Source organism: Bacteroides sp. NSJ-48 (assembly GCF_014287405.1).
Lineage (GTDB): Bacteria > Bacteroidota > Bacteroidia > Bacteroidales > Bacteroidaceae > Bacteroides > Bacteroides stercoris.
Genome location: NZ_JACOOD010000014.1, coordinates 65390 through 89760, shown reverse-complemented (window position 1 = coordinate 89760; position 24371 = coordinate 65390). Strand labels below are relative to the sequence as shown.

Genomic DNA, 24371 nt, shown 5'->3' with positions numbered 1-24371 from the left:
AACGAACAATCAAAAATTTTCAATTTATGTCACAAGAAGACGATTTGAGGGCACTGGCGAAAATCATGGATTTCCTGCGTGCCGTGAGTATTATTTTAGTGGTCATGAACGTGTACTGGTTCTGCTACGAAGCCATACGGCTGTGGGGTGTGGACATCGGCGTGGTGGACAGGATACTGATGAACTTCGACCGCACGGCGGGGCTGTTCCGTACTATCCTCTACACGAAGCTGTTCGCCGTCCTCCTGCTTGCCCTGTCCTGTCTGGGGACGAAAGGCGTGAAAGGGGAGAAAATCACTTGGGAAAAGATATGGACGATGCTTGCCGCAGGGTTCGTGCTGTTCTTCCTCAACTGGTGGATACTGGTGTTGCCGCTGCCGGTGGAAGCTATCGCCGGGCTGTACATCTTCACCCTCTCGGCGGGCTATGTCTGCCTGCTGATGGGCGGTCTGTGGATGAGCCGCCTGTTGAAGCACAACCTGATGGACGATGTGTTCAACGACGAGAACGAGAGCTTCATGCAGGAGACACGGCTCATCGAAAGCGAGTATTCGGTCAATCTGCCCACACGCTTCTATTACAAGAAACGTTGGAACAACGGCTGGATCAACGTGGTTAATCCCTTTCGGGCGTCCATCGTGTTGGGTACGCCGGGCAGCGGGAAGTCATACGCGGTTGTAAATAATTTTATCAAGCAGCAGATTGAGAAGGGATTTAGTCAATACATCTACGACTTCAAGTATCCTGACCTTTCGACTATTGCCTATAACCATCTGCTGAACCACCCGGAGGGCTACAAGGTGAAGCCGAAGTTCTACGTGATAAACTTTGACGACCCGCGACGCTCGCACCGTTGTAATCCCATTCACCCGGATTTCATGGAGGACATAACGGACGCTTACGAGAGTGCCTATACTATTATGCTCAACTTAAATAAAAGTTGGGTGCAGAAGCAGGGCGACTTCTTTGTGGAATCGCCAATCATTCTCTTCGCGGCTATCATCTGGTATCTCAAAATTTTTCAGAATGGCAAGTATTGCACGTTCCCCCATGCCATCGAGTTCCTGAACCGCCGTTACGAGGATATTTTCCCGATTCTGACCTCTTATCCTGAACTGGAGAACTATCTTTCACCGTTCATGGACGCATGGCTCGGAGGGGCAGCCGAGCAGTTGATGGGGCAGATCGCATCGGCGAAAATCCCGTTGTCACGTATGATTTCCCCACAGCTCTATTGGGTGATGTCGGACAGCGAGTTTACGCTGGACATCAATAATCCGAAAGAACCGAAAATACTCTGTGTGGGTAATAACCCCGACCGTCAGAACATCTACGGGGCGGCTCTCGGTCTGTATAATTCCCGTATCGTCAAGCTCATCAACAAGAAAGGTATGTTGAAGTCATCGGTCATCATCGACGAGCTACCCACTATATACTTCAAGGGGCTGGACAACCTTATCGCCACCGCGCGAAGCAACAAGGTTGCCGTGTGTCTGGGATTTCAGGACTTCTCGCAGTTGAAACGTGACTACGGTGACAAGGAGGCCGCCGTGGTGATGAATACCGTAGGCAACATCTTCTCCGGTCAGGTGGTGGGCGATACCGCCAAGACGCTTTCGGAGCGGTTTGGAAAGGTGTTGCAGAAGCGGCAGTCCATCTCCATAAACCGGCAGGATGTTTCCACCTCCATCAACACGCAGATGGACGCGCTTATCCCGCCGAGCAAGATTTCCGGCTTGACACAGGGAATGTTTGTCGGTTCGGTGTCCGACAACTATGGCGAGCGTATCGAGCAGAAGATTTTCCACTGTGAGATTGTCGTGGATGCAGGGAAGGTGAAGCGCGAGGAGAAAGCCTACAAGCCGATACCCGTCATTACCGATTTTACTGACGAAAACGGCAACGACTGCATGAAAGAAACGGTACAGGCGAATTACAGGCGCATCAAGGAGGAGGTGAAACAGATCGTGAAAGACGAGCTGGAGCGTATCGCGGGTGACGAAAATCTGAAACATCTGTTGCAGCAGAAATAACCGGTAGGCGACAAAAACGGGCGGGGCAAGTTTGATACCTTGTTCCGCCGGTTATCTTTACCCTTCGTTTTTCGGATTCTCTTCTTTCAGCAGTTTGTTTATGGTCGTTATCGTATGGGTCTGAAAGTAGGTCTTCAGTTCCGCGTCATCTTTCAGGAGTATGCCGCATTCCTCATCATAGGTTCCGATAATATACTTTTTAAGTTCGGAAAAACTTTCCGCAAACGGTATCTGTCTGTTTTCCTGCCAGTATTCGGTTACCACTTCGGAAATAAACGCTTTTAACACGGCTTTTCCCTCTTTGTCCAGTTTCTTGAAACGTGTCGTTTCACGGCTCACGGGCAACGGCTCCGGCAGAATATCCTCCGGATTCTTGCCGCTGCGCATGGCGGACATGCAACTCTTGCAGATATGTTGCGCGTGACCTTTGCCGCTGAACTTCTCGTTCGCCTTGTAGTCGCCGCAGATACGGCAATAGTGCCCCTGCTGTTTTTTCTTCTTTTTCGCCATGCCTATTGCTGTTTCAACAATTCCAAGCCTTTCTCTGTAAGGCGGTATTTCTGTTTCGGATGGCTCGGCTGTTCCGGATACAATGGTATGACATAGCCCTCATTCAATGCAGGATGCAAGTAGTTTGTCCTGAATGTGGGGCGATGGTTCAGTTCCAATGCCTCCATTATTTCTTTTACGGACAACTCACGCTCATTCAGTATTTTCACCAAAGCAAGGACTTGGTCGGTGCTTGGTCGGTACTTGGTCGGTGCCTGGTCGGTGCTTGGTCGGTTTGTAACCTCACATTTGAATATCAGCGTTACACTGTCCGCCCATATCCTGTATTCAGGTTCGGGCAATCCGGCTTTGCGACACTCGGACATCATCAGTCCTATGCCGCGTCCCCAGCTTTCCAGAACCTTCCGCTTGTACAGGACATTGGCCAACAATGGATTTTGTGGTTTCGATTCATGCTCTGACCTCATTTTCTCCGCATTCCAGTCGGGCGGGAAAGTGCCGGGGTTTTCTATCTCCACGCGGTCATCATAAATGGCTATGCCCACCGAACCGCCGGCTTCTTTGTACGACCTGTGGGTAAGGCTGTTCAACACTCCTTCTCTTATCGCCTTGTAGGGGATGGTCAGATGCTCCTCCCGTTCCAATGTGTCGGTTGTGCCGGACAAGGAAAGATGCTTGAATATAAATGCCATTGCCGCGTTGAGCAGTTGGAAAAAGTTCCCCTGAATGCGTTGGCTGTCCATGAATACAGTTTTGTCCGTGCCCTTGAAACGTGCCAACCGGAGCAGGCATTGGGGATATTCCATATCCTCATGTTTTCCAAACAGCACGGCTGCCGCATTGTTCAACACCCCGTCTTTCAATAGCCCGAACTTCCCTAATATGGCAGGAACGTCAGTACCTGTATCCTCCGGCAGACGGCCGCATTCTATACCTAACCTTACTGTCTTCAACACCTCGTTGGTGTCCAAGTGCTGCAAGGTTAGGTTTCTGTTCTCTAAAAGTTCCCAGCGGTATCTGTTACCGTCACGCTGCAACAGCAAGTCATTATATGCAGTCTGCGGCATCGTTGTTGTCGCGCTTTCCACACGCATATAGGGTCGCCCTTTATAGCAGAACGGACGGTTGAGCGTTGAATCTTCAACACGGAAAATAATTACTTTCTTCTCACTGTCCGGCAGTGGAGCATAAGATATTCGTACCATTGCTACCGGCTCCAGTCGGTTGATGGCCTCCGCCATATCCCGTTTGGTCTTGTCGCTCACTTCCTGTCCGATAATCTTTCCCTTGTCGTTCACACCGAACAGCACCGTGCCGCCGTTCCCGTTCAGGAAGGCGCAAAGGGTTTCCATGCCGCGCTCCAACTGACCGGTGGTTTCCTTGAACTCCACCTGCCCGTTTTCCTTTTCGTCAATCAGCCGTTTTACTATATCGAGGTTTTCTATAATCATATATGAATCTGTAACGTAAATGCAAATGTAGTGTTTTTCGCTGGCTTTCGGGCGAATAGATGGAGAAAAGTATCTGCATGGCATGGATAGCCTATAAAAAATCAGAGGATGACACCCCGTCACCCTCTGTCTTGTCTATGGTACAGACTATCTTCTCATCCGTTCCAGCTCCTCGTCACGCAGAATCTTTCGGTTGAGTTTCTCCTGCATCCTGTCAAGGAAATAAGTGCGGCTTTCGTTCTTCCGGCGTTTGATGTCGATGTAGAAACGGTAGCAGTCTTTGGCTTCGATGCCGAATATCCGGTACAGGAGCGGGGCAAGCTGTTTGAGCGGCATTTCACCGTTGTTGATACAGCCCATTTCATTGATGCCGTAGATAAGTTCCACGAGGTCGATGGCGTTGCCCGTCCATTGCAGGGGCGAGGCCGGGTTTTCGGTCGTGTTATTGGTGGAGGTACGGATAGCGGATAGTGGTGGCACTTGGATGTGGTCTGCGGCAGCGTGTTTCTGCATCTTCCGTATGAAGGAGAGGGCTTTGCGGACAAACAGATTCACGCTGTTCTCTGAATCTTCATACAGTGTATGATGGTGCTGCAATTCGTTTTCGGCGTAAGCCATTGCGATTGCGGCATCTGCACTATTGCCGTTCCCGTAGCACAGTGATATGACCGATTCCACAAAGCCGTTATAGGCAGCTTCCATGTTGTTGCCGTTCCCGGCTCCGTTTATCAGGGCGAAAAACTCGGTTTCCGCCAGTATGAGGTAGTTCATTTTCTTTTCCTGTTTGAGGGTTTAACACTTGATTGTCAGTGTGCGCACATATACTGATAGTGCAAAGTGTTCACCGACAAGCAGGAAAAAAGCCGGTATGATTCGGTATCACACTGGCTTACAGTTGTATAAGGTTGAAAAATATTTTTAACCCGGATTTTTGCCTCTGAAAAATGTGTCCAGACTTTGGGCATCTGTGCATTTTTCGGGCACGCATCCCTTAAAAATGTGTCCACAGGCCGGACACATCGGTATCTCAACGGCGTTTCCTGTTTCTCCGGTATGTCAGGCGGATTATGCCGCCACCATATTTCCGGTTCTCCGCCAATGTCCAGTCAGTCGGGAACAGGCCGGACTTGAAAAAGTGGTCGCCGGTTCCGATGATGCACGGCATGATATAGATGATGATCTCATCCACCGCGTTCATCCGTATCAGCCCGTTGGCATATCCCACTGTCTTTGCATCCGCTTCCAGCAGATAGCAGGTGTCGTCCTCTTTCTCCCGCTGGTCTTGCAGTATCGAAATGGTGTAGTCGGGTGTCAGCCTGTAAAGGGCTTTGCCCCGTATCTCCTCCATACCGTAGTCTTCGGGGCTCCTGAACAACCGTTTTTTAGGGTTCAGCTCCGAAAGGCATCCGTCCATCGAAAGTATGGCAAGTATCTGTACCTTTCCCATAATGGTTTCCTTTTTATCGTTTGCGGCGAGGCAAAAAAAGTAGCGTGCAATCCACGCTACTTCTGATGGAGGCTCTGGAATGCCTTGAAAGAAAATAGGTGAATGCACGCTATGCGTAGGCATAGCATAAGCAATCACGCAATGTTTTCTTTCGATGTTAATTTTCCAGATTCCCATCAGAAACGCCTTGCGGTCTTATGTCTATATATCATCGGCGAATGGCTTCCCAGTCGCCTGCTTTTCTCTTAAATATGCCGCAAAGATAGCGAATTATCTTCATTTGCAGGCATATCCGGTCAGTTTTCTTCGTTCAATCCATATTCGTCCAGCTTGTTATACAGCGTTGATCTGCCGATGCCGAGCATCTTGGCGGCGAGTTTCTTGTTCCCTTTTGCCTGTTTCAAGGCACGCAGGATGCGTTCTTTGTCCTCCTCATCATTCCTTAATGTAAAACTGGTAGGAAAGGTCGTTTGTTCACTGCCGATTTCCAGATCATCCACGGTTATGGTATCGTTTTGGGCTTGCAGTACCGCCGTCTGAATGGTTTGCTTCAATTCACGCACGTTGCCCGGCCACGGATAGGTGAGCAGGGCGTTACGGGCGGTGACTGTGAAGCCTTTAATGTTGCGTCCCAACTCCTTGTTTGCCGTTTCACGGAAAAACTCCGCCAATGACAGTATGTCTTCTTGGCAATCACGCAATGGCGGTACTGTTATCGTGTATTCTTTCAGGCGGTAGAACAAATCTTCCCGAAACCGTTTATCGGCTACAGCTTTCTGTAAGTCCTCGTTGGTCGCCACCACTATCCGCACATTGGCGGTCTTGTCCTCCTTTGCCCCGATGGGACGGTAACGCCGTTCCTGTATGGCACGGAGCAGCATCTGCTGTGTTTCCAACGAGAGGTTGCCCACCTCGTCAAGGAACAATGTGCCGCCGTCGGCTTCCTCAAAATAGCCTGTCTTGTCGTTGTCAGCACCCGTGAAAGCCCCTTTCCTGTGACCGAAGAAAGCGGATTGAGCCAGCGTCGGGGACAATGAGCCGCAATCCACCGGGACAAACGGCTTGTCCGACAGCTTGCTTTGGGCGTGGATGTGCTGTGCGATATGCTCCTTGCCCGTTCCGTTCTCGCCCAGTATCAATACGCTCAACCGTGTGGGAGCGACAAGGCGGACACGCCTCTTGATTTCTTGGTATGCCTTGCCTTGACGTGTGAAGATGGGGACTTGGGAGTGTTTCTTCTTTTCCTGCATCTTGTGCAGTGAACGGACAAGCGGAACGAGTTTGTCCTCTACCAGCCGTTTGGGTATATAGTCGGAAGAACCGAGTTTCATACTCTCCACCGCCGTATGTACCTCGGCGTAATCGGTCATTACAATGAAAGGTTGCCGTTTGCCATTGGCACGCATCCAGCGTAGCAGGTCGATACTCTCACCGTCGAGCAAGCGTAAGTCTGCAAGCACGATGTCATCATCTTCCGCTTTTGCCAACAGTTTCCTTGCGGTTGAAAGATGGTATGCCTGCATCGTGTCGAAGCCCTCCTTTTTCAGCAGGTTGCAGACGTAATCGTTATAGACGGGATTATCCTCAATCACATACACTTTCATCTGACTTCCTCCTTCTTTTCCTTCCTCGCCAGTTCGATTATTGCCGTACCCATGCGTAACACTCCGTTTACGGAATGGCGCAATTCTTCATCGGAACATTTTTCATCACGATGCAGAAGTTCATGCAGTTTCCATAATGGTCCGTCCGCACGTATTACCGCCCATGAACTGCGCAGGCGGTGTACCTGTTCGTCCAACGCCTTGCGGTCAAGTCGTCCAAAGGCTTCCCTCATGGCTTGCATATCCTTTTCCGTTTCGGTTATCAGGCGGTCGAGCATGGCAGTTTTATTCCCATAGGCAAGCAGGGAGGACAAGTCGGGATATTCTTCCACATCTGTTTTCTGTAAAAGGCATTTTTCTGAAACATCTATCAGTTCCGCCATATCGAAAGGCTTGAACAGGCAGGCGGTGAAACCGTGTACCAACAATTCCTCTTCGGTACAACTGCCGGAAGCGGTTGCCACGATTACGGGAATGGTCTTGGAGTTGCCAATGTCGGATGAACGTAACAGTTCCAACACCTCGTAACCGTTGGTTTCCGGCATTTTCAAGTCGGTAATCAGCAAATCATAATTTCGTGTGCGTACTGCCTCCATCAAGTCACCCGTGTTGTCACACGCATCGCAACGGATGCCACAGTGGGCGTACATATCCCTTACCATCGAAAGAAGAATGTCGTTGTCGTCCAGCACAATGACCGAGAATGACCGTTCAAAACGGCGTTCCGGCTTGTACTTTTCTTCATCGGAAATGCCATCCGCCGTATTCATGGGGACTTCCACCGTGAAACGGCTGCCCCTGCCTTTTTCGCTTTCCAAACGGATTTTGCCGTGCATCATATCCACGATGCGTTTGACGATTGACAGCCCCAGCCCGAAGCCGTCCTGCGTGGCGGCATTGGAGAGCCGTTCAAACTCACCGAATACCCGTTGCTGTTCTTCCTCGCTCATGCCGCTGCCCGTGTCCTCCACGATAAGGGCAAGCGTCTTTCCGTCATAACCCGAATGGAAAGATACGCTTCCGGCTTGTGTGTACTTTATGGCATTGGAAAGCAGGTTGTCGCCTATCTGCATGATGCGCTCTTTGTCACCCATAAGAATAACATCGGTACTGTTCTCCACGATAAGTTTCAAATCCTTGCTTTCTGCCATAGGTCGGAACTCTGCTTCAAGTACGTCCGTTATGCTTTGCAGGCGGAACGGGGAAATGTTCATTCTCTCTTTTCCGTTTTCCAACCGAAAGAAACTCAACAGGGAGTTGAGCATGGCTATCATCCGCTTGGAGGCTTGCAGCACGCTTCCCGCATGGTGTTGGATTTCTGCCGTACCGCTTTTCCGTATCAGTTCCGCATAGCCGTGTATGGCGGTCAGCGGTGTACGCAGCTCATGGGTGATAGTGTACATCGTCTTCTGTCGGGTGGCGGTCAGCTTCCCGTTCATACTATTCGATTCGCTCAGTTGCGCTATCAGCGAGGTCGTCTCACGCCTGTAGCGGCTTATCCGTCTGGCGTAGCGGTGGATGATTATGTATGACATTATCAGCAGTAGGAGTATAAATCCTGTCAGACCGCCTATCTGCATGAACGAGCGTTCACGCATGAAGGTTATCTCCGCTTCCCTCCTCAAAAGGTCGGTCTGCACTTTTTTGTCCATCTGCTTGATTAAGGTTTGCAGTTGGTGGTTCAGTTCCGCGTTCCGTGCGGCGAGGCTGTCGGCGTGATCGGAAAGGCGGCGGCTCTGCGCCTTCTGCTGCGTTATCATGTCACGGTTGAGCGTGTAGAGCATGGTGGTTGTGGCGGTCGGTTCCGGCTTTTCCCTCTTGCCGAATATCCCGAACAGTCCCTTGCGCTTCGTTTTCTTCGGCTCTTCCTGCGTACTCTTCCATGCGATGACAGGCACACGCTCGGCAATCCTTTCATTGATGTCCTCCTGCTCGTCAAGCACACGCATGATGCCGCACAGTTGCTTCTCCTTGTCTTCCAACAGCCGCCGCACGCTGTCGATACGCTCCGCAGGGTAGATGTTTTTGAAGCGGCAGAGTAGGCTGTCCACCGCCTGCCGCTTGTCCCGGTATTCCTCCACGTCCGCCACCTCCCATTCCAGTACGGTCTCGCCGAGCAGGGAGAGTTCCACCACACGTACATACACGTCATGCACCTCCATACGCAGGGCGTTTATCCGATGATTCTCCGTCTCGAATGTCTCCAGCTTCCGCCACTCGTCGACCCATAAATGCACGATACCGCCCACCAGCAGGAATATCAATATATATCCTGCGGCTATCTTCGTGCGGAGATGTTCAGTATGCCTCCCTTGCCTCTTGTCTGTCATTCCCGTTTCCATATCCTGTTTTCCTTATTGTCCGTCACCTTCTTTCTGCATCACTCCATCCTGCCGCAGCCTCGCCTTGCAGGGCAAGCCCGGTGACGTGGCGATGGGTGGTGTATATGTCCTCGTACATCCTCCACAGCCGTGCCACGCCGCCTTCCACCTCCCGCATCTGCCGCCGCTCATATATCAAAATGGCGATCATACTGCCTATGACCGCCACTAAGATGATATATCCGAAAATGATTTTATGCTGCAATGGCATTCGTTTCTTTTCCATACGTATCACTTCTTATCCTTTAAAAAAGCAAATTCTCACCACGGCAGACCTTGCAAGCTCGACCTGCAACAAAACTCAACAATATCTTTCTATTCTTCTTCTCCCAACAGAAAGAAGAGCATACAACACTTCCTCCTTTCTTTATCCGGATACTGTCCTAACAGCTTTTGGAAACAGTCGTCAGTACACCGGTTTCTCAGAAAGCAAGGACGGGACGCACATTGTCACTGCCGTCGAATTTACTTGCCCAGATGCAGCGCACCATGCCTTGGAAGTTGTTCAAAATCCAGTACCATGTGTGGTACTTCGAGTGCTCCGAAGACGAACAAAACGAGACGAGGTTGTTGAATGTATCCTTGTCCCCAACGGCGATATTCTCCATCCATTTGTTCAAAGCGGCGGGAACATCTCCTTGGCTCTTCCAGAGGAATTCTCCAGCGATGTCTGGCGAGGTTTGCTGGGTAACGTCCGCCAAAGCCGGACAACCGCCCAGATTTTGCAGGATGTCCCACCATTGGCCGGAGGCTGGAAGATACCAGCCGGTCGTGGTCGCAGGAACCGGACAGGTCGTGTTATAATCATAGGCGGCCTTGAATGCGGGATAACTGTCGAAGTTGCCGCGATTGGTGCGGATATGCTCGCAATTTCCGTAACCGCTGATGTCGTTGTAGTTATCGGCTTTCGTCCTGCATGTTGTAAGCCCCTCATCCATACCGAAAAGGCCCCACGCTTGTCTTGTCGCGATATTCTTCACAGCCATGACAAGGCCATGGACATTACCTTCTCCGCCTAACTTCTCTTTTTCCTTTGCACCGATACGGCTCTTGTCCGTCTGGAAAACGATGCCGACGACTTTAGCCGCCTGCACCGTCGTTTCGTCCGCCTCTTTCGGAATCAGATACCCCGTCGTACCGTTATTTTTCGTGCAGTAGAAGTCTCCGATGCGGGCAATGCCCGATTCGGCATAGGTGACGTTCTTTATGGTTTCCGCCGCGCCGTCCACCTTGTATCTCTTGTATTCCCCTACGACAGGATGGGACGCGGACGTGGTGATGGTAAACTCCCTGTTCCCCCCGTCATAACATCCCTCGATAGTCGGCATGGACGAGTGCACCAAGTAGCGGTAAGTGCCGTCAGCCATGCGCAGCGGCTTGGCGGTGCCTGTGAACGTAGCTTCTGCCCCCACGGTGTAGTCGGGAACATTCGCGTCGATAAACTTGTAAACGGTCTTCGGCATCTCGATGACGGCCAACGCCATGCGGTGTTTCATGGCGAAAGAGAGGTGGATGGTGTTGCCCGTCCCTGTCGTTGAGCCTCCGGCTGTCATCAGGTCGGAGGCGGTGTAAGCGGCATGGGTGCTCTGGTCGTCCCCGGGTTGCCAGCCATCAATGAGCGGCTTGAAGAACTCGGCATCGGTCATGACCGCCCCCTCCGCAGGTGTGGCAGTCTTGCCCGCCATGTCCGCCTGATAAGGATAGTAGAGGTAGTAGCTCTCTCCATCCATTCCGGCGGCAAGCGTCGTACCGTCGGTTTTCCACATGATGCCGCCCGTGGCGGCATCCTTTTCGGCTGTCAGCTTCACGTTTGAATAAACCGGCTTTCCGCCGCGCACCATGTAGAATCCGCAGGCATCGCCTTCGGTGAACTCGGTGGTGTAGCCGTTCTCCACGGCACGGGTCTCGACACGGGTTTTCATATTCTCAACAGCCGATGTATATCCGCCATCGGTAACGGAGATTGTCAGTTGCTGCGCCTTGTCTTGCACGGCAGGGAACTCTTCTTGCGTGCAGGATACAAGCAGCAGGAGCAACGCAGCTTGCAAGAGGTGGTATATGTTTTGTATCTTCATATTCTTAAAGGACTAAATAGGCAAATAGTTCAGAAAGCAAGGACGGGACGGACAGCGTTACTCCATTTCTTATAGACAAAGTCGCAGCACACGTAATCAGAGGAGTACACGTTCCAGTTCCGTGCGCGGAACTGATTTAACTCCGATGACGACCAAAAACGGTCACCGGTGGTAAAATCATTCTTGCTGTCGGCTGCAATTTTATTCATCCAAGCATTCAAGGCAGCTGGAACATCGCCTTGACCTAGCCAACGGAAATCACCGGAATCCGACGAGGTTTGCTGACCTTTATCCGCCATAGCCGGACAACCGCCCAGATTCTGAAGGATGTCCCACCACTGACCGGAGGAAGGAATAAACCAGCCTGTGGTATTACGAGGTGGGCGGTATTCATTTATACTGTACATATCATTCCATTTCTCGACGGCTTCGAAGGCCGGATATGCCTCAATTCCACCGATACTATTTGCATGGTCAAGAATCTTGGTGTAATTGTGCAGACCGCTGATGTCAGAGTAGATTTCAGACTTGGACCAGCAGTCTTTCACGTCTTCCAAATTATTCTCTTCATGGCTCCATTGGATATCTGTTGCGGTGTTCTTTAAGGCCATTACAAGGCCATGCACATTCCCTTCGCCCAATTTGGACTTTTCGGCAGTGCCGATACGGCTCGGGTCCGTCTGGAAAACGATACCGATGACTCTTCTTTCTATTTCACTTTTTGTTTGGAGTACGGGAGCAGGCTTGGGGCTTGCTATCTTCATACTGCCGTCAGTATAGATTTTGCGCAGGCCGCCGTCGCTCCAAGTCCCGTCGGAATAGAAGTAGTCGCCGATTTTAAGTTCGTCAGCTGTGAAACTTTGCTTTACCTTTTTGGAGGTGACGTTCTCCTCGCCACATGCAACCCACGTGCCACCGGTCACCGCCTGCACGTCTATTCCGCTTGCTTTCACGGTGATGGTGTAGGCATACCGCTTGCCACCGAAAAACCCAAATTTGCCGGCAGCTTCTGTTTCGGGAGTGTAGGTAAAGTCATTGCTGCCTATGCTGATTCGGATGAGCGGCTTGCCCGTCATATCCTGCGGCGGCACTAACGCCTCGTATTTCTTCGTTGCGGCATCATAATAGGGCTTTATCTCGCCGTCCGATTGGTCACCCGGTGATACCAAGCCGGCGGTTGAGTGCGTTAGCGGGTCTCCGAAAATGGTGACGGTCGCACCCTCCAACTCCTCTTCCGTAATGCCTTCGCTAGCTTTGAGAATTACTTCGATTTTCGCCATGCGGTGGATGAAACGGAGATTTATGGCTTGGTCATAACGCCCTATGGCACTGGCGTACAGGACATCGAAAGCGGCGTACCCGCCACTTTGGTCGGAAATATCCGTTTCCGATTCTATGTCCGGGGTCCATGCACTGACGCGGGCTTCATCGGTGTTCTTCCAATAGAAGGCATTATCGGCATCCTTCGGGCTTGCATTGCCCGATGCGTCCATCACGTATGTTTTGTTACCAAACACGCCTTCCAGTGACACTCTAATCTCCTCGCCGCCCGTCCACGCATCCTTACCTCCGGCGCGGGTCTGCGGCTGCGCCACCTCCGCCGTCAGTTGCAGCGGGTACTTGCCGTCGGGCAGGGGCGCGGTGCTTTCATCCTCACTGCTACAGGAAGCGAGCACCCCACAGATGAGCATCACAACCGGCAACCAGCCGCCGATGCGCGGCCACGGCCTTCTCGCTATGTTCCTTATTATTTTCATATTGTCTTTATTTATTTCGTTTTGTGCCACTGCCCGTTGCGACGCGGGCTGCCGCACCATTTATTATATATGGCGTGCCTCCGTCTTACGCCTGATGCACGGCAGTGGCTTTCAGACACACTACATTTTTGCATCACCCGCATGGCTACCACCGTCGTTCCAGTTTTCGATGGTGCTTCCGCTAAGGGTCAGCCCCGTCTTCTTCACCGTGATGGTGTAGGTATAAGAATAACCGGCCTCCAACGCGGGTTTGATCATGTCCTTGTTGGAGTAGCTCTGGTATTCCCCGTCATCGGGAGATATCTCAAGCACCAAAGCGTTGGCGAGTGTCTGCGGGAGCAGGATCATGGTGAAAGTCATCACGCCCGTGGCGGCGTCAAAGGTTGCCACGCACTTGTCCGTGGCCGTCTTCGGGGCACCGGTGCACTGGCGTAACATCCAGTCGCTCACAACGCTGCCCGCGGTCGCGGCGGTACCGGTCTTCACATCGAACGTTCCCTCGTGAACCAGGCCGCCCAGCTTGTAGTCGGCGAATTCCAGCACGGCAGTGTCGTCGAAACCGTCGGTGTTCGACACCTGCACCTTGAGGATAAGACGGGCCATCTTGTGCTTGAAGGAGCAGTCGCTGCCGCCCGCGGCGGTGTTGTCCGTGAAGCTGACGGTCGGGCTGTCTTTATCGGCCTTGGCTCCCGTGGCATGGATTTAGTCCACCTTCTCCTGTTCCGTGGTCGTGGGCTGGTTGCTTGTATTTACCGTAATCTTCCCGTCTGTACCAGGCAGGGTGGAGGCGTTTGCGCCCGATGCGTAAGGCGCGTAGGCGGCAAAAGTAAACTCGAGGAAAGCGTCCTCGAAGAAGATGCCGCCACCCGCCGTCATCGGGGTGAAGTCCGCGTTGGTGCCGGTACTCGTGGTTGCGTATCCCACGTTCTTGTACTTGCCGCCCATGGTCGTGGTCGTGCCAGGGGCATCCACCACCATCACGCCGATTCGGTCGGCGTTCCACCCGTTGTCCACAGCACGGGTCTTCGGCCCGCTCACGCCTGCCGTGATTCGTGCTTCCACCGGATTGTTCTGTACCTCGTTCTCTTGTGTACACGCAGCCAATAGCGTTGCCGCTGCTGCAATAATGAAAAACCTCATGTTCATTGTCATAATCTTGTTTTTTTGATTAAAATATTTATCGTCAGTTAGCATCCCCATTGCCGCTTTCTACCTCGTTCCAGCCCGTGATGGTTGCGCCCGTTACCCCGGCCTCTACGGGCAAAAGCAGATTACCCGTGAGTTTAACCGGTTTGGTGCCGTTATTGAAGTCCCTTATGGCCTCGGTAAGGTCGCTCACTACCCGCTGCGTGTCACCGTTGTTGAAAGTGATGTCCACCGTCAGCGTATGCGTTTCCGTCGGGACGATGCCGAGCAGTCGGAAAAAGATTGTGAACTTGTTGTCGTCCTGCCTGAAAGCGTTTGTTACTTGTGCCGCTACACTCCGGTCGCCTGTTGCCATATCCGCTGCCGAAGCCACGCCGGAGAGCGTTGCCGTAGCCGACTGTACACGGCTGTAGTCGCCTTCCGTGGCGGTCAGTTCGATGTCGAGCCTGCGCACGTATTGTCTCATCGGGGCGGTGACGTGCAGGGTGTCGTCCGCCACGACGCTGATGTCCTGGTGCGAGGCGAAGAGGTAGCCGGGGTGCGGCTCTATTGCACCCGTCAGATCCACCGGATTCACCGTTGCCTTGTTTCCGTCGATACTAATCCCCTCCGGGGAGTTGTACACCGTCAGACCGTAGCCACCGGGCGCGAGCAGCGCGTCGAACACGTTGGTCGCCGCGCTCACGTTCTGTTCCCTCCCGCCGATGCGCAGTGTGTATGCCTGCGGTATGTCCGCCTCGGTGCTCTTTCCGCTCCAGTCCGTGGTTACGACCACCGCCCCACGGTCGGGGTGCGGCGTGTCATAGAGGTCGTCCTTCACGCACGAGGTCAGTATGGTCACCGCACCTATTAGATATAATAAGGTATAAGCCTTTCCGTATGCTCCCATATATTCCTTTATCTGTCGTATGATTGTCGTTGTATTCATTGTTCCTCCTTTCCGCTAAAAGATGTTCCACACCAGGGTGACACCCGCCGAGACGGGGCCCCACCAGTTCTTTGTTTCGCTGCCGCGCCTTACCCTCACGCCGTTGATGACCACATACTTGTCATAGTCGGCATGGATATAGCCCAACCCTAAGGAGAAGTCCATCGAGAGGGCATTGTTCAATTTCAGTTGGTAGCCTCCGGTGATGCCTCCACCCGTAAGGTCTCCCTGTTTGCCTGTCGCGGAGAGCTTATAATTGAACTGCCCGGTCTTGAACATTACCCCAAGGTAGCCACGCTTCTCCTTACCTATATAACGGCGGAATTCGGGAGCCACTTCCCAAAGGGCGTATCTTCTGTCCTTTTCATTCCACGACCACGAAGTCCACGATCCGTTCACGGATATTCCCCATGACGGGTTGATGTGCCACTCAATACCGAGGTCGGGCGTGAGGGTTGCCCAACGCAGCAGGTTGGCACGCAGTGATAATCCCAAAGTTGTGGATGATGCCGACAGTACGGATTCAGGCTGATTTTCCTGTCCGGTAGACACCTTTGCCCCCTCTGTGTCTTGGATTGTTTCTGTAGCCTTGTCGTTTTCACGGTGTGACTGTTCCTTTTCTTCCTCGTAACCGGGATGTGTATCCTCCGCAATAACCGGCACTTTCTCTTTCGGCAGTATGATACGCACCGTCACGAAGTCGCCCTTCGAGGCATGGTTACGGGTGATGAAGTTGTTTTCACGCAGTCCTTTCCGGGTAATCAACTCTGATTTCACACGGTTGGAACGTGTCCCGGCGATAGCGAGGCTTGCCCGTTCCGACTTGCCGGAGTTACAGTATCCGTCCACGTAAAGAGGCAGCCGTCCCTCCACTATATCCGGTTTGTTACTTTCGATACACTCCAGAAGACGCGCAAGTTCTTTGCCATTGTCATTCCATGGCACATAGAACATGTCTTTTCGCGGCACGAAGCGGAAAGTGTAGACCGTGTCGGTTTTCTGCTGCGCAAAAGCAGGAAAAGCTGCCGATGCCAGCCACGAAAACAAAATGAAGAATAAGATTCTTTTGCTCATTTTTATATGCTTTTTTATTTCCAATTAGGAATATCAGCATACAAAATAAGCGAATAGATTTTATTCTGCCCGATTCTTGCCTATAAAAATTGTCTCAATTGTCAGAATCGTACATCTTTGTGGTTTAGAACATTTCAGTTTTGTCGTTCAGACTATTTTTTGTCGTTTAGGTTATTTCTATTGGGCATAAAGCAGTGCATTATTCCGCCTCTGTTTTCCTCCATTTGGCAGGAGTACAGCCTGAATTTTCCTTGAACAGCCTGATGAAATGGCTTGGGGACAGAAAGCCGGATCTTTCAGAAATGTCAGCAACCGTCAGCCTCGGATATTGCGCAAGCAGGCGTTTCGCATAATTGATGCGGAGACCGGTAATCCAATCGCGGAACGATGCACCATACGTCGTTTTGATATACTCAGACAGATAGGTGCGGTTAGTCTGGAGCATATCAGCAAGTTTCTTTATGGTAAGGCCGGACTGGATATAACCCTCCGCATCAATCCAGCCGTTTATTTTCTCCGCCATTTCGGAACGGTATGACGGGTTCTCCAGTTTCTGTATCTGTTCCAGTTTGGTGTCACACGGGTCTTCCTCTTCAGAAATCATACCATCTTCCATTGCGGTTTCCACCTGTTCGTAAAACAGCAGATAATTCTGGTAGCAATGGTAGAGATAGACGTAAAACGGAATTGATGACAGAATCCATATATAAACGTATTCATCAGGCAAAAATGTAAGCAATCCGCATCCAACTCCGAAGATAAGAGCCCAATAAGTAAAGATGGACAGCCATTTTATATATGCGCCTATATCATCGGCATGTGTGTCATCGAAAATCCGGACAGCCCTGCGGTATGCGACAATGACTCTGCGAGACAACACCAGTCCGTAAACCACCAGCCATGCTGCCAAAGCCAGCAAAGTGCTTTTCTGCACTATTCCATCCGGAAACAACAACAGGACAACCCCGGAAAGTCCGGAGAAGATGATCCATAGAATGATATGCGTCCGAATCCTTTTCCGTGTGATATAGAAACGGTCAAGCAGTGTTATCAATGCTGAACTGAAAAGGTAGTAGCACAGAAAATAGGTGGACAGATTCATCAATATGGCTGCATGGACATTTTTGAACCTTATCCCGAAGAAGAAATGTACCGAATAGTTTGCCGCAAGCAATAACAACGCCATACCCATTATCCGCCGGGAGCGTAGGTAATTCTCAAAAATGGCCTTTTCCGGGGTTTGGGCCAGCAAAAAATAAAAGCCGAAGAACAACATCAACGGCAGCGCAATACAAAGTGAATAACTGTATATAGATGGTTCCATTTTATTATGCCTGACTATTTTGGTTGCAAAATTAGCGAAAATACTGAAAATATGGCGGATTTGCCGTGACGATTTACTTTCAACACCCTATTCCTTGATATAAATTGGAGGATTTTACGTATGGAATCCCTGTTATACCATATTGATGGAAAAAGGCAGGAAAAGGAACGGTATATTCCCAATCCTGCCATACATATCCACACTCGTTCACATTTTTATTCCTTTCGGTTTGCATTCGTCACGAACGTTGAATCCCGGCCGTCCGATAACGACATGGTCGGCAATGAAATTCCCAGACGGACTTCGGTCATTCGCCGGGCTGCGTATCAGCGGAGCTTCTTCGGTGGGTTGTGACGGTACGTTCCGTACACCTTCCGTATCCGGCTTGACCTCCTGCCCGTCATTCTCCTTTTCGGCGACTTCGGGCGTGGGCGGCGCAAGCTCCAACTGTATCTTGCGGTCGAGCGCGGCAAGTTCGAACTTCAGCTGTTTCAACTCGTCCTCCTTCTTCCACACCTTGCCGGCTATCTCCTGCAACTGCGGTATCTCCTTTTCCAGCACCTCGTTCTTCGCCCTGTACTGGTCGATGGTGGAAGGTATCTTCTCCAACGCGTTCAGGAAGTTGCGTGCGGCGGCCACCGGGTCAGCCATCGCCAGATGCCCGTTGTTGTAGGTGTACTTGTAGTTCCCCTCCACCACGAAACGGTTGTCGGTAAACTCCAGCCCCTCTTTGAGCATCCTCTCGCTGACCACCTTTATCGGGAAACCGTAAAGTTCCCCGACAAGATTGTACAGTCCGCCCGTCGTAGCGTTCCTTGCTATCTCCTGCAAACGCTTTCCGATAACCTTCTCATCCGAAGAAGAGACGCCGTCCACCTTGACCGCATTCAGGCGGTTGCCCTCCTTGTCGGTCTTGACGACGGAAAGGAAACGGTTCCAGTCCTCCGTCATGGCATTGATGACCGCCGTGTTGTTGCGAAGTTCCCCCGTCTTGGCTTCCAATTTGAACTCCGAATCGCGCTTGCCCTTGCCAAACGACTTGCGCTCACCTTCGAGCGATGCGATTTTCTTCTCCAATTTCGCCTTGTCGAGCAGGTCGGTGTTGCCGGAGAGCAACGCCATGTACTCCGAGAAGTTCATGCCCGACTTCTCGTCCATAGCCCCCTCGTCGATGGTACGCGCTCCCAACGCCCCGCTTTTGAGCTGCGAGATGAACGTCTGCTTGCAGTGCAGGAGGTTGAACTTGTAGCTGTCGAGCGACTTCTCCACGGCATAGATGATGACATCCACGTTGTTCCCGGCAAAATGCTTGGCAATCTCGTTGCCCGCCCTGACTCCCCGTCCGTCCCTCTGTTCGAGGTCGGACGGGCGCCACGGTGTATCGAGGTGATGGATGGCGACACACCTTTTCTGCGCGTTCACGCCCGTTCCGAGCATACTCGTGGAGCCGAACAGCACACGCACCGTCCCGGCGTTCATGGCGTCTATCACCGCCTTGCGCGCCTTGTCGGTCTTGCACTCCTGAATGAAGCGGACTTCGTTTGCCGGTATGCCGTAGTCCTCCGTCAGCTTGCGTTTTATCTCAGAATAGACATTCCATCCCTCGCCCGGCCGGTACGTCCCCAGGTCCGAGAACACGAACTGCGTGCCCTTGTGCGCGTCGTATTTGTGGTAATACTCCGCAAGCATCTTGGCGCAATGCGAAGCCTTGTTGTCGGGATGGTCTTCGTAATGCGGGTCTATCATGCGCATATCGAGTGCCATTTTCCGTGCGTAATCGGTGGCGATGAGCATCTTCGCCTTTTCCTCCGTTTCCGACAGCGGTTCTCTGCCGAGCAGCGTGGCGTCGCCCGTCTTGGCGAACTGCATCAACTGCTTGATAAAGTACTCTTGGTCGGGCGTGGGCGGGATATGGTGCAGTATCTCGTTCCCCAGCGGACGGTCCACGCCCACGTCCTCCGCCGTGCGGTAGTCGGTAATCTCGTTGTAGAAGGCGGCAAGCTCCGGCACCTTGATGAAGTATCGGAAACGCTCCTTCTGCACGATGTTGTTGGTCACGTTGAACTCGAAGTCGGTCGTCTTCTTGGCGAAGATGGCCGCCCATGCGTCGAAGCACCGGATGTCCTGCCTCTCCAGTTCCTTCGGGCGCAGGTACTTGAAGAGCAGGTACAGCTCCGTCAGCGAGTTACTGATGGTCGTGCCGGATAGGAAGGTGGCCCCCAAGTCCCTGCCCATGCGCTCCTGTATGGTGCGTATGGCAAAGAGCATGTTCAGGGCCTTCTGGCTTCCCTCGCTGTTGCCCAAGCCCGCCACGCGGTCATGGCGGGTGTTGAAAGTCAGGTTCTTATAGTTATGCGACTCGTCCACGAGCAGGTGGTCGATGCCCATCTGCTTGAAGTCCACCACGTCGTCCGTGCGCGATTGGATGGCGTGTTCCACCTTTTCCAGTTTCGCTATAAGGTTGTGCTTGCGCTTCTCCAATCCTTTCAGCATGGCCCTCGACACGCTCCTGCCCTGCTGCCGCAGGACTTCGAGGTTTTCCTCCACCGTGTCAAGTTCCGCCTGCAATATCCGCTGCTGCAACTCCGGCGACTGCGGAATCTTGCCGAACTGGTCGTGCGACATGATGACACAATCATAGTCGTTGTTCCTGATGTTGTTGAAGAAACGCACGCGGTTGGCGGTCGAGAAGTCCTTCTCCGAGGCATAGAGGATGCGGGCGTTGGGATATGCCGCCTGATAGGTGGCGGCAATCTCTGCGACATTGGCTTTCAGCCCGATAATCATCGGCTTGTGGACGAGGTTCAGACGCTTCATCTCGTAGGCGGCAATGCACATGATGAGCGTCTTGCCGGTCCCAACTTGATGGTCGCAGATGCCGCCGCCGTTCTGTTTAAGCATCCATACGCAGTCCTTCTGCGAGGGATAGATGCTCTTCACGCCCCGGCTTGCCAGCCCCTTGAGGTTGAGGTCGGGGAAGGTCTGGTGCGAGCCGTCATACTTCGGACGCACGTAGCAGTTGAACTTGCGGTTGTACATCGTCGTCAGCCGCTCCTTGAACTGCGGCGACTGCTCTTCCAGCCACTCGGAAAAGCCGTTACGTATCTCATCAATCTTGGCGTTGGCGAGCTGTATGCCCTCGCTGTCGCGCACCTTGATGTCATTGCCGTTATCGTCCTTTCCTATGGACTTCATCATGTCGGGGCAGGTGTTGTGCAGGGCGTGTTTCAACAGGTGCATGCCGTCATAGTTCCGGTAATAGCCCTTTACCAAGAACTCGTCCGTGATTTTCATGGTGCGGCAGCCGCACGCCACCGAAAACTCGTCCAGACTGGCGGAATAGGCTATCTTGACCTCCGTGTCGAAAAGGCGGCTCATGTAGGCGGCGTACACGCCCGTGGGGATCCAGCGTTCCCCGAAGTTGAAGTCGAGATCCTCGAACGGGATTTTCTCCGGTTCGGCTTCTTTCAATGCCTCCAACGACTGCCTGACTTCCGGCAGCCGTTCGTTTTCGGGATTGTCGTTTATCCATGCCTCGATATTTTCCGCCTTCTCTATCACGTTCCCGGCGATGAACCTGTCCTTTATCTCGTAACCTGTCACGAGCGGGTTGTAGAAGATGCGCCCCTTGAGGGCACCAAGCAGTTCATCCTCCGTATTGTCGGTTATCTCCCGCATATAGTCGAGATTGACCGTGCCGTACTTGTTGAGCGATGCGGATAACGCCTCTTCGGGAGAGCTTACGTTTGCATGGCTCTCCACCGAGAAGGACACGGGACGCTCGAAGATGTCCGCCTTTACGAACTTTCCGTTCTCTGCCCGTTCCAGCGAGAGGATGTCTCGCCCTCCGGCATCCATCATCACCAGTTTCACGTTCTGCCTGGCGTTGAGGTAGCCGTAGCGCATGACGAACTCGTCGTAGCAGGTGTTCAGGTGCTCGCGCCACGGGACATTTTCCTCGCGCCTGTTCGATTCATAGCGGTACAGACGCTCGTATGCGTCACGGAGCGACACATACAGCAGCGCCTTCTCTTTCTGATACCCGGTCAGTCCGAGCGGCTGGAATGTCGCGCCGTAGGGAGTGATGTCCTTCAGATAACCGATGTCACGCGCCCTGCTTGCCACCAGCGAGCCTTCACGCAGGTGCATCTCCGGTGTGCGGTGGTAGGGACGCGGCGTAAGGTCGGGGGCTTCCTCCTTCGGCTTTTCCGCTTCCATTCCGGGGAAAAGGGAGGTCGCGGCCGTTTCCGTTGCGAGAGCGGCAGGAGTGGCGGCGGCTTCCGGCTGCGTTTCGGGTTGCCGTGTTTCCTGCTCCGGTGCGGCTTTCACGTCCGGGACATTCTGCCGTTTCTCCTGATGCTGCGCCGCCAGTTCCCGAAGCTCCTTGCGCCGTTCCGGTGTCAAGTCCATCATCATTTCGTAAAAGCCGTTGATGGGAGGGTTGGTTTCCCAATCCAGAGTGGCATAAATATCATCCGGATCGCCTTTGGCTTCAACATTTTCCGGCTTTGATTCATGTTTTTCCCCGTTCTCCGTCAAAGGGGTGGCAGACGGCTGTGGCGGTGCGGTCGTAATCTTCGGCGCAACCTGCGGTTTGGAAGGTACACGCCTTGCCGTGCTTCCTTTCTTCGCCGCCTTTTTCTTCTTGGGGGTTTGCTCCTTGCGGACTTCCTCCGTCATTCCCCAAAGGTCGAGCAGGGAGAGCTGCACGCCCTCCGAATAATCGGGGCGGCGCGGTTCTATCTCCGGCTTCTCGTCTATGGGCTGCGGTGCTGCCGCTTCGGGCTTCGCTGCCATTTCATGGCGTGGCTGTATTTCGGGAGTAACCACCGAACTGGAAATAATTTCAGTTTCCGTGCTTTTCCCTTGTTCCGAATGAAGACTATGCCTTTCATACAGCTCCCTGTCCAGTTGGTGCAGCTCTATCTTTAGATGTTCACGCAAGTCCTCCGCCAGCTGCGCAATGCCGCCCCGGTGCATGACCTTATAGGCTGGTTTCCCGTAAGGGTCTGTGTCGCGTATCAGATCCGAGTGGGGAATCATGCCGATGCTGCCGACATACCCGTTCTCGAAACTGCCGATCGGTGTCTTTTCCGTCTGTACGAACAGCTTTTCGTAATCGTACAGCTCCCGTTTCTTGCCGCTGTTCTTTTGCAGGATAACCAGGTCGCTGCCCACCTCCGTGCCCGCGTTGTCCGTGAAGAGGTTGTTCGGCAGGCGTGCGACACCCACTAAATTGGCATGGCCCATCATATACTCGCGTATGGGCGCGTTGGACGGTGCGTCCAGTACCCCCTGTGAGGTGATGAACGCCACTATGCCGCCCTCACGCACCGCGTCAAGGCTTTTCAGAAAGAAATAGTTGTGTATCGTCTTCGATGCCGAACGCCTTGCCGGGTCTTGGCTTCCCGTAAACTCCGGGTCGAACACCGCCACGTCACCGAACGGGATGTTCGAGATGGCAAGGTCGAAATAGTCCGTGAAGGGCTTCTCTATCTTCTCGAATCCTTGCACCCTTACCTTTTGGTCGGGATGCAGGTGTTTCAATATCTTGCCCGTCATCAGGTCTTTCTCGAAAGCCATGATGTCCGCGTCCGGCTTGTTGTCCAGCACGGCATCCACGAATGCGCCCACGCCCGCCGACGGCTCCAGCACCCGGTCGGGGCGTATGCCGTGTTCATGCAGCACGTCTGCGATAGTGCCGGTTATCTCCGGCGGGGTGTAGAAGGCGGTCAGCACGGACTGCTTCATGGCATCCACGTACCGCTTGTACTCCGTTTCGTCCTTGCTGTTCTCGCGCACCAGTTTGTGCAGCTCCACCGTAGGGGCAAACAGTTCGAGGTCGGATTTCGCCCAATGGACGGCATCCGTCAGTTCCTTGGCGGGGTTCAGTATGCACTTCAGCCCTCCGAAACCGCAGTAACGCTCCAGCAGCAGCCTTTCGCGTGCGGTGGGGGTGCGCTGTTCCCTGTCAAGGATGAACGCCGTCCGTATCGCCTCGATGTTGTCCCGCAGTTTCTGTTTGCGGTTAAACGCCATACTTTTCGATGTAAAGCACGACGGTTCCCGTCAGCTCCGTGCGCAGCAGGTCATATTCGGGCGACAGGGCGAAGTCGTCGTCCGAAAGGTCGTAAATGGAGAACACCGCATCCACGAGCGGAAGCAGTTTTTGGATGAAGGCTTCCCGTTTTTCCTCCGGCACTTCGTCGGCAAACTCTGTTTCCACGACTTCGCGGAGGATGGCGTACTTGGAATAGTGCAGCCCGCCCAGCAGGACATTCATCGCCAGCTCCTGCGCACCCTCGGCGGGATAGCCGTCAAGCCGCGCCTGTTCATACGTTTCGGCGGCACGGTCGGCACGCTCACGGATGAAGGCGGTATCAGTCGCTTGTTCAAACCTGTTCGTGTGGAGGTAGTCCAGCAGGTACAGACCGTAATAGGAAAAGTCGGTCTGACCCTCGTTTTTCTTCTTGTTGTTCATTACTTTACTTTGGAATTTAGTGGATTGATAATAATTGGGATAATCGTCCAGAAAGGAGAAAGAAAAGGCACCCGGTATCCCTCCGAGTGCCACCACTAAATCCAAAGCATGAGTGTAATCCGGTATCGAAGAACAATTCATTACTCTGAACCAGTGGCAA

Annotated in this window: 15 protein-coding genes and 1 pseudogene; 1 reads left to right on the top strand and 15 read right to left on the bottom strand. The window is 52.8% G+C overall.

From position 1 onward, the window contains the following. The first annotated feature begins 26 nt into the window (after window positions 1-26). Window positions 27-2033: a conjugal transfer protein MobC gene (gene mobC / locus H8S52_RS08810; RefSeq protein ID WP_117512749.1), complete on the top strand. Its 2007-nt coding sequence runs from the start codon at window positions 27-29 to the stop codon at window positions 2031-2033. Between the two features lie 57 nt (window positions 2034-2090). Here the strand turns inward: mobC and H8S52_RS08805 are convergent, their stop codons facing one another. The 15 genes and pseudogenes from H8S52_RS08805 to H8S52_RS08735 form a co-directional block, all read right to left on the bottom strand. After that, complete coding sequence (locus H8S52_RS08805; RefSeq protein ID WP_106624781.1) at window positions 2091-2543, bottom strand: hypothetical protein; 453 nt, start codon at window positions 2541-2543, stop codon at window positions 2091-2093. 2 nt (window positions 2544-2545) lie between these two features. Further along, window positions 2546-3994: a Fic family protein gene (locus H8S52_RS08800; protein WP_106624782.1), complete on the bottom strand. Its 1449-nt coding sequence runs from the start codon at window positions 3992-3994 to the stop codon at window positions 2546-2548. 147 nt (window positions 3995-4141) lie between these two features. After that, window positions 4142-4765 (bottom strand): RteC domain-containing protein, encoded by a 624-nt coding sequence (locus H8S52_RS08795; protein WP_106624783.1) that lies wholly within the window; start codon window positions 4763-4765, stop codon window positions 4142-4144. Between the two features lie 256 nt (window positions 4766-5021). Further along, window positions 5022-5441, bottom strand: a complete 420-nt coding sequence (locus H8S52_RS08790; RefSeq protein WP_162864709.1) for a dihydrofolate reductase family protein — start codon at window positions 5439-5441, stop codon at window positions 5022-5024. 296 nt (window positions 5442-5737) lie between these two features. Continuing rightward, the gene (locus tag H8S52_RS08785; protein WP_106624784.1) at window positions 5738-7045 is read right to left on the bottom strand and encodes a sigma-54 dependent transcriptional regulator; all 1308 of its coding nucleotides are present in this window, start codon (window positions 7043-7045) and stop codon (window positions 5738-5740) included. Continuing rightward, entirely contained in the window at window positions 7042-9375 is a 2334-nt protein-coding gene (locus H8S52_RS08780; RefSeq protein WP_106625252.1) for a hybrid sensor histidine kinase/response regulator, read from the bottom strand. Before H8S52_RS08780 ends, H8S52_RS08785 begins: the two co-directional genes overlap by 4 nt. A gap of 34 nt (window positions 9376-9409) precedes the next feature. Further along, a complete protein-coding gene (locus H8S52_RS08775; protein ID WP_229115746.1) occupies window positions 9410-9652 on the bottom strand; it encodes a hypothetical protein in 243 nt (80 codons plus the stop codon). A gap of 196 nt (window positions 9653-9848) precedes the next feature. Further along, window positions 9849-11501, bottom strand: a complete 1653-nt coding sequence (locus tag H8S52_RS08770; protein ID WP_013610854.1) for a fimbrillin family protein — start codon at window positions 11499-11501, stop codon at window positions 9849-9851. Between the two features lie 29 nt (window positions 11502-11530). Further along, window positions 11531-13258 (bottom strand): fimbrillin family protein, encoded by a 1728-nt coding sequence (locus H8S52_RS08765; protein ID WP_106624785.1) that lies wholly within the window; start codon window positions 13256-13258, stop codon window positions 11531-11533. Window positions 13259-13378: 120 nt separating this feature from the next. Continuing rightward, window positions 13379-14410, bottom strand: a pseudogene (locus tag H8S52_RS08760) (fimbrillin family protein). Between the two features lie 31 nt (window positions 14411-14441). Beyond that, the gene (locus H8S52_RS08755) at window positions 14442-15332 is read right to left on the bottom strand and encodes a FimB/Mfa2 family fimbrial subunit (RefSeq protein WP_106624786.1); all 891 of its coding nucleotides are present in this window, start codon (window positions 15330-15332) and stop codon (window positions 14442-14444) included. A gap of 15 nt (window positions 15333-15347) precedes the next feature. Further along, the gene (locus H8S52_RS08750; RefSeq protein WP_106624787.1) at window positions 15348-16406 is read right to left on the bottom strand and encodes a DUF3575 domain-containing protein; all 1059 of its coding nucleotides are present in this window, start codon (window positions 16404-16406) and stop codon (window positions 15348-15350) included. 199 nt (window positions 16407-16605) lie between these two features. Further along, window positions 16606-17730, bottom strand: a complete 1125-nt coding sequence (locus H8S52_RS08745; RefSeq protein WP_022159531.1) for a helix-turn-helix domain-containing protein — start codon at window positions 17728-17730, stop codon at window positions 16606-16608. Window positions 17731-17937: 207 nt separating this feature from the next. Beyond that, window positions 17938-23769 carry an N-6 DNA methylase gene (locus H8S52_RS08740; RefSeq protein ID WP_186909650.1) on the bottom strand — a complete coding sequence of 1944 codons (5832 nt, stop codon included), beginning with the start codon at window positions 23767-23769 and terminating at the stop codon, window positions 17938-17940. Next, window positions 23759-24352 (bottom strand): DUF1896 domain-containing protein, encoded by a 594-nt coding sequence (locus H8S52_RS08735; protein WP_106624789.1) that lies wholly within the window; start codon window positions 24350-24352, stop codon window positions 23759-23761. Before H8S52_RS08735 ends, H8S52_RS08740 begins: the two co-directional genes overlap by 11 nt. Window positions 24353-24371 lie beyond the last annotated feature (19 nt).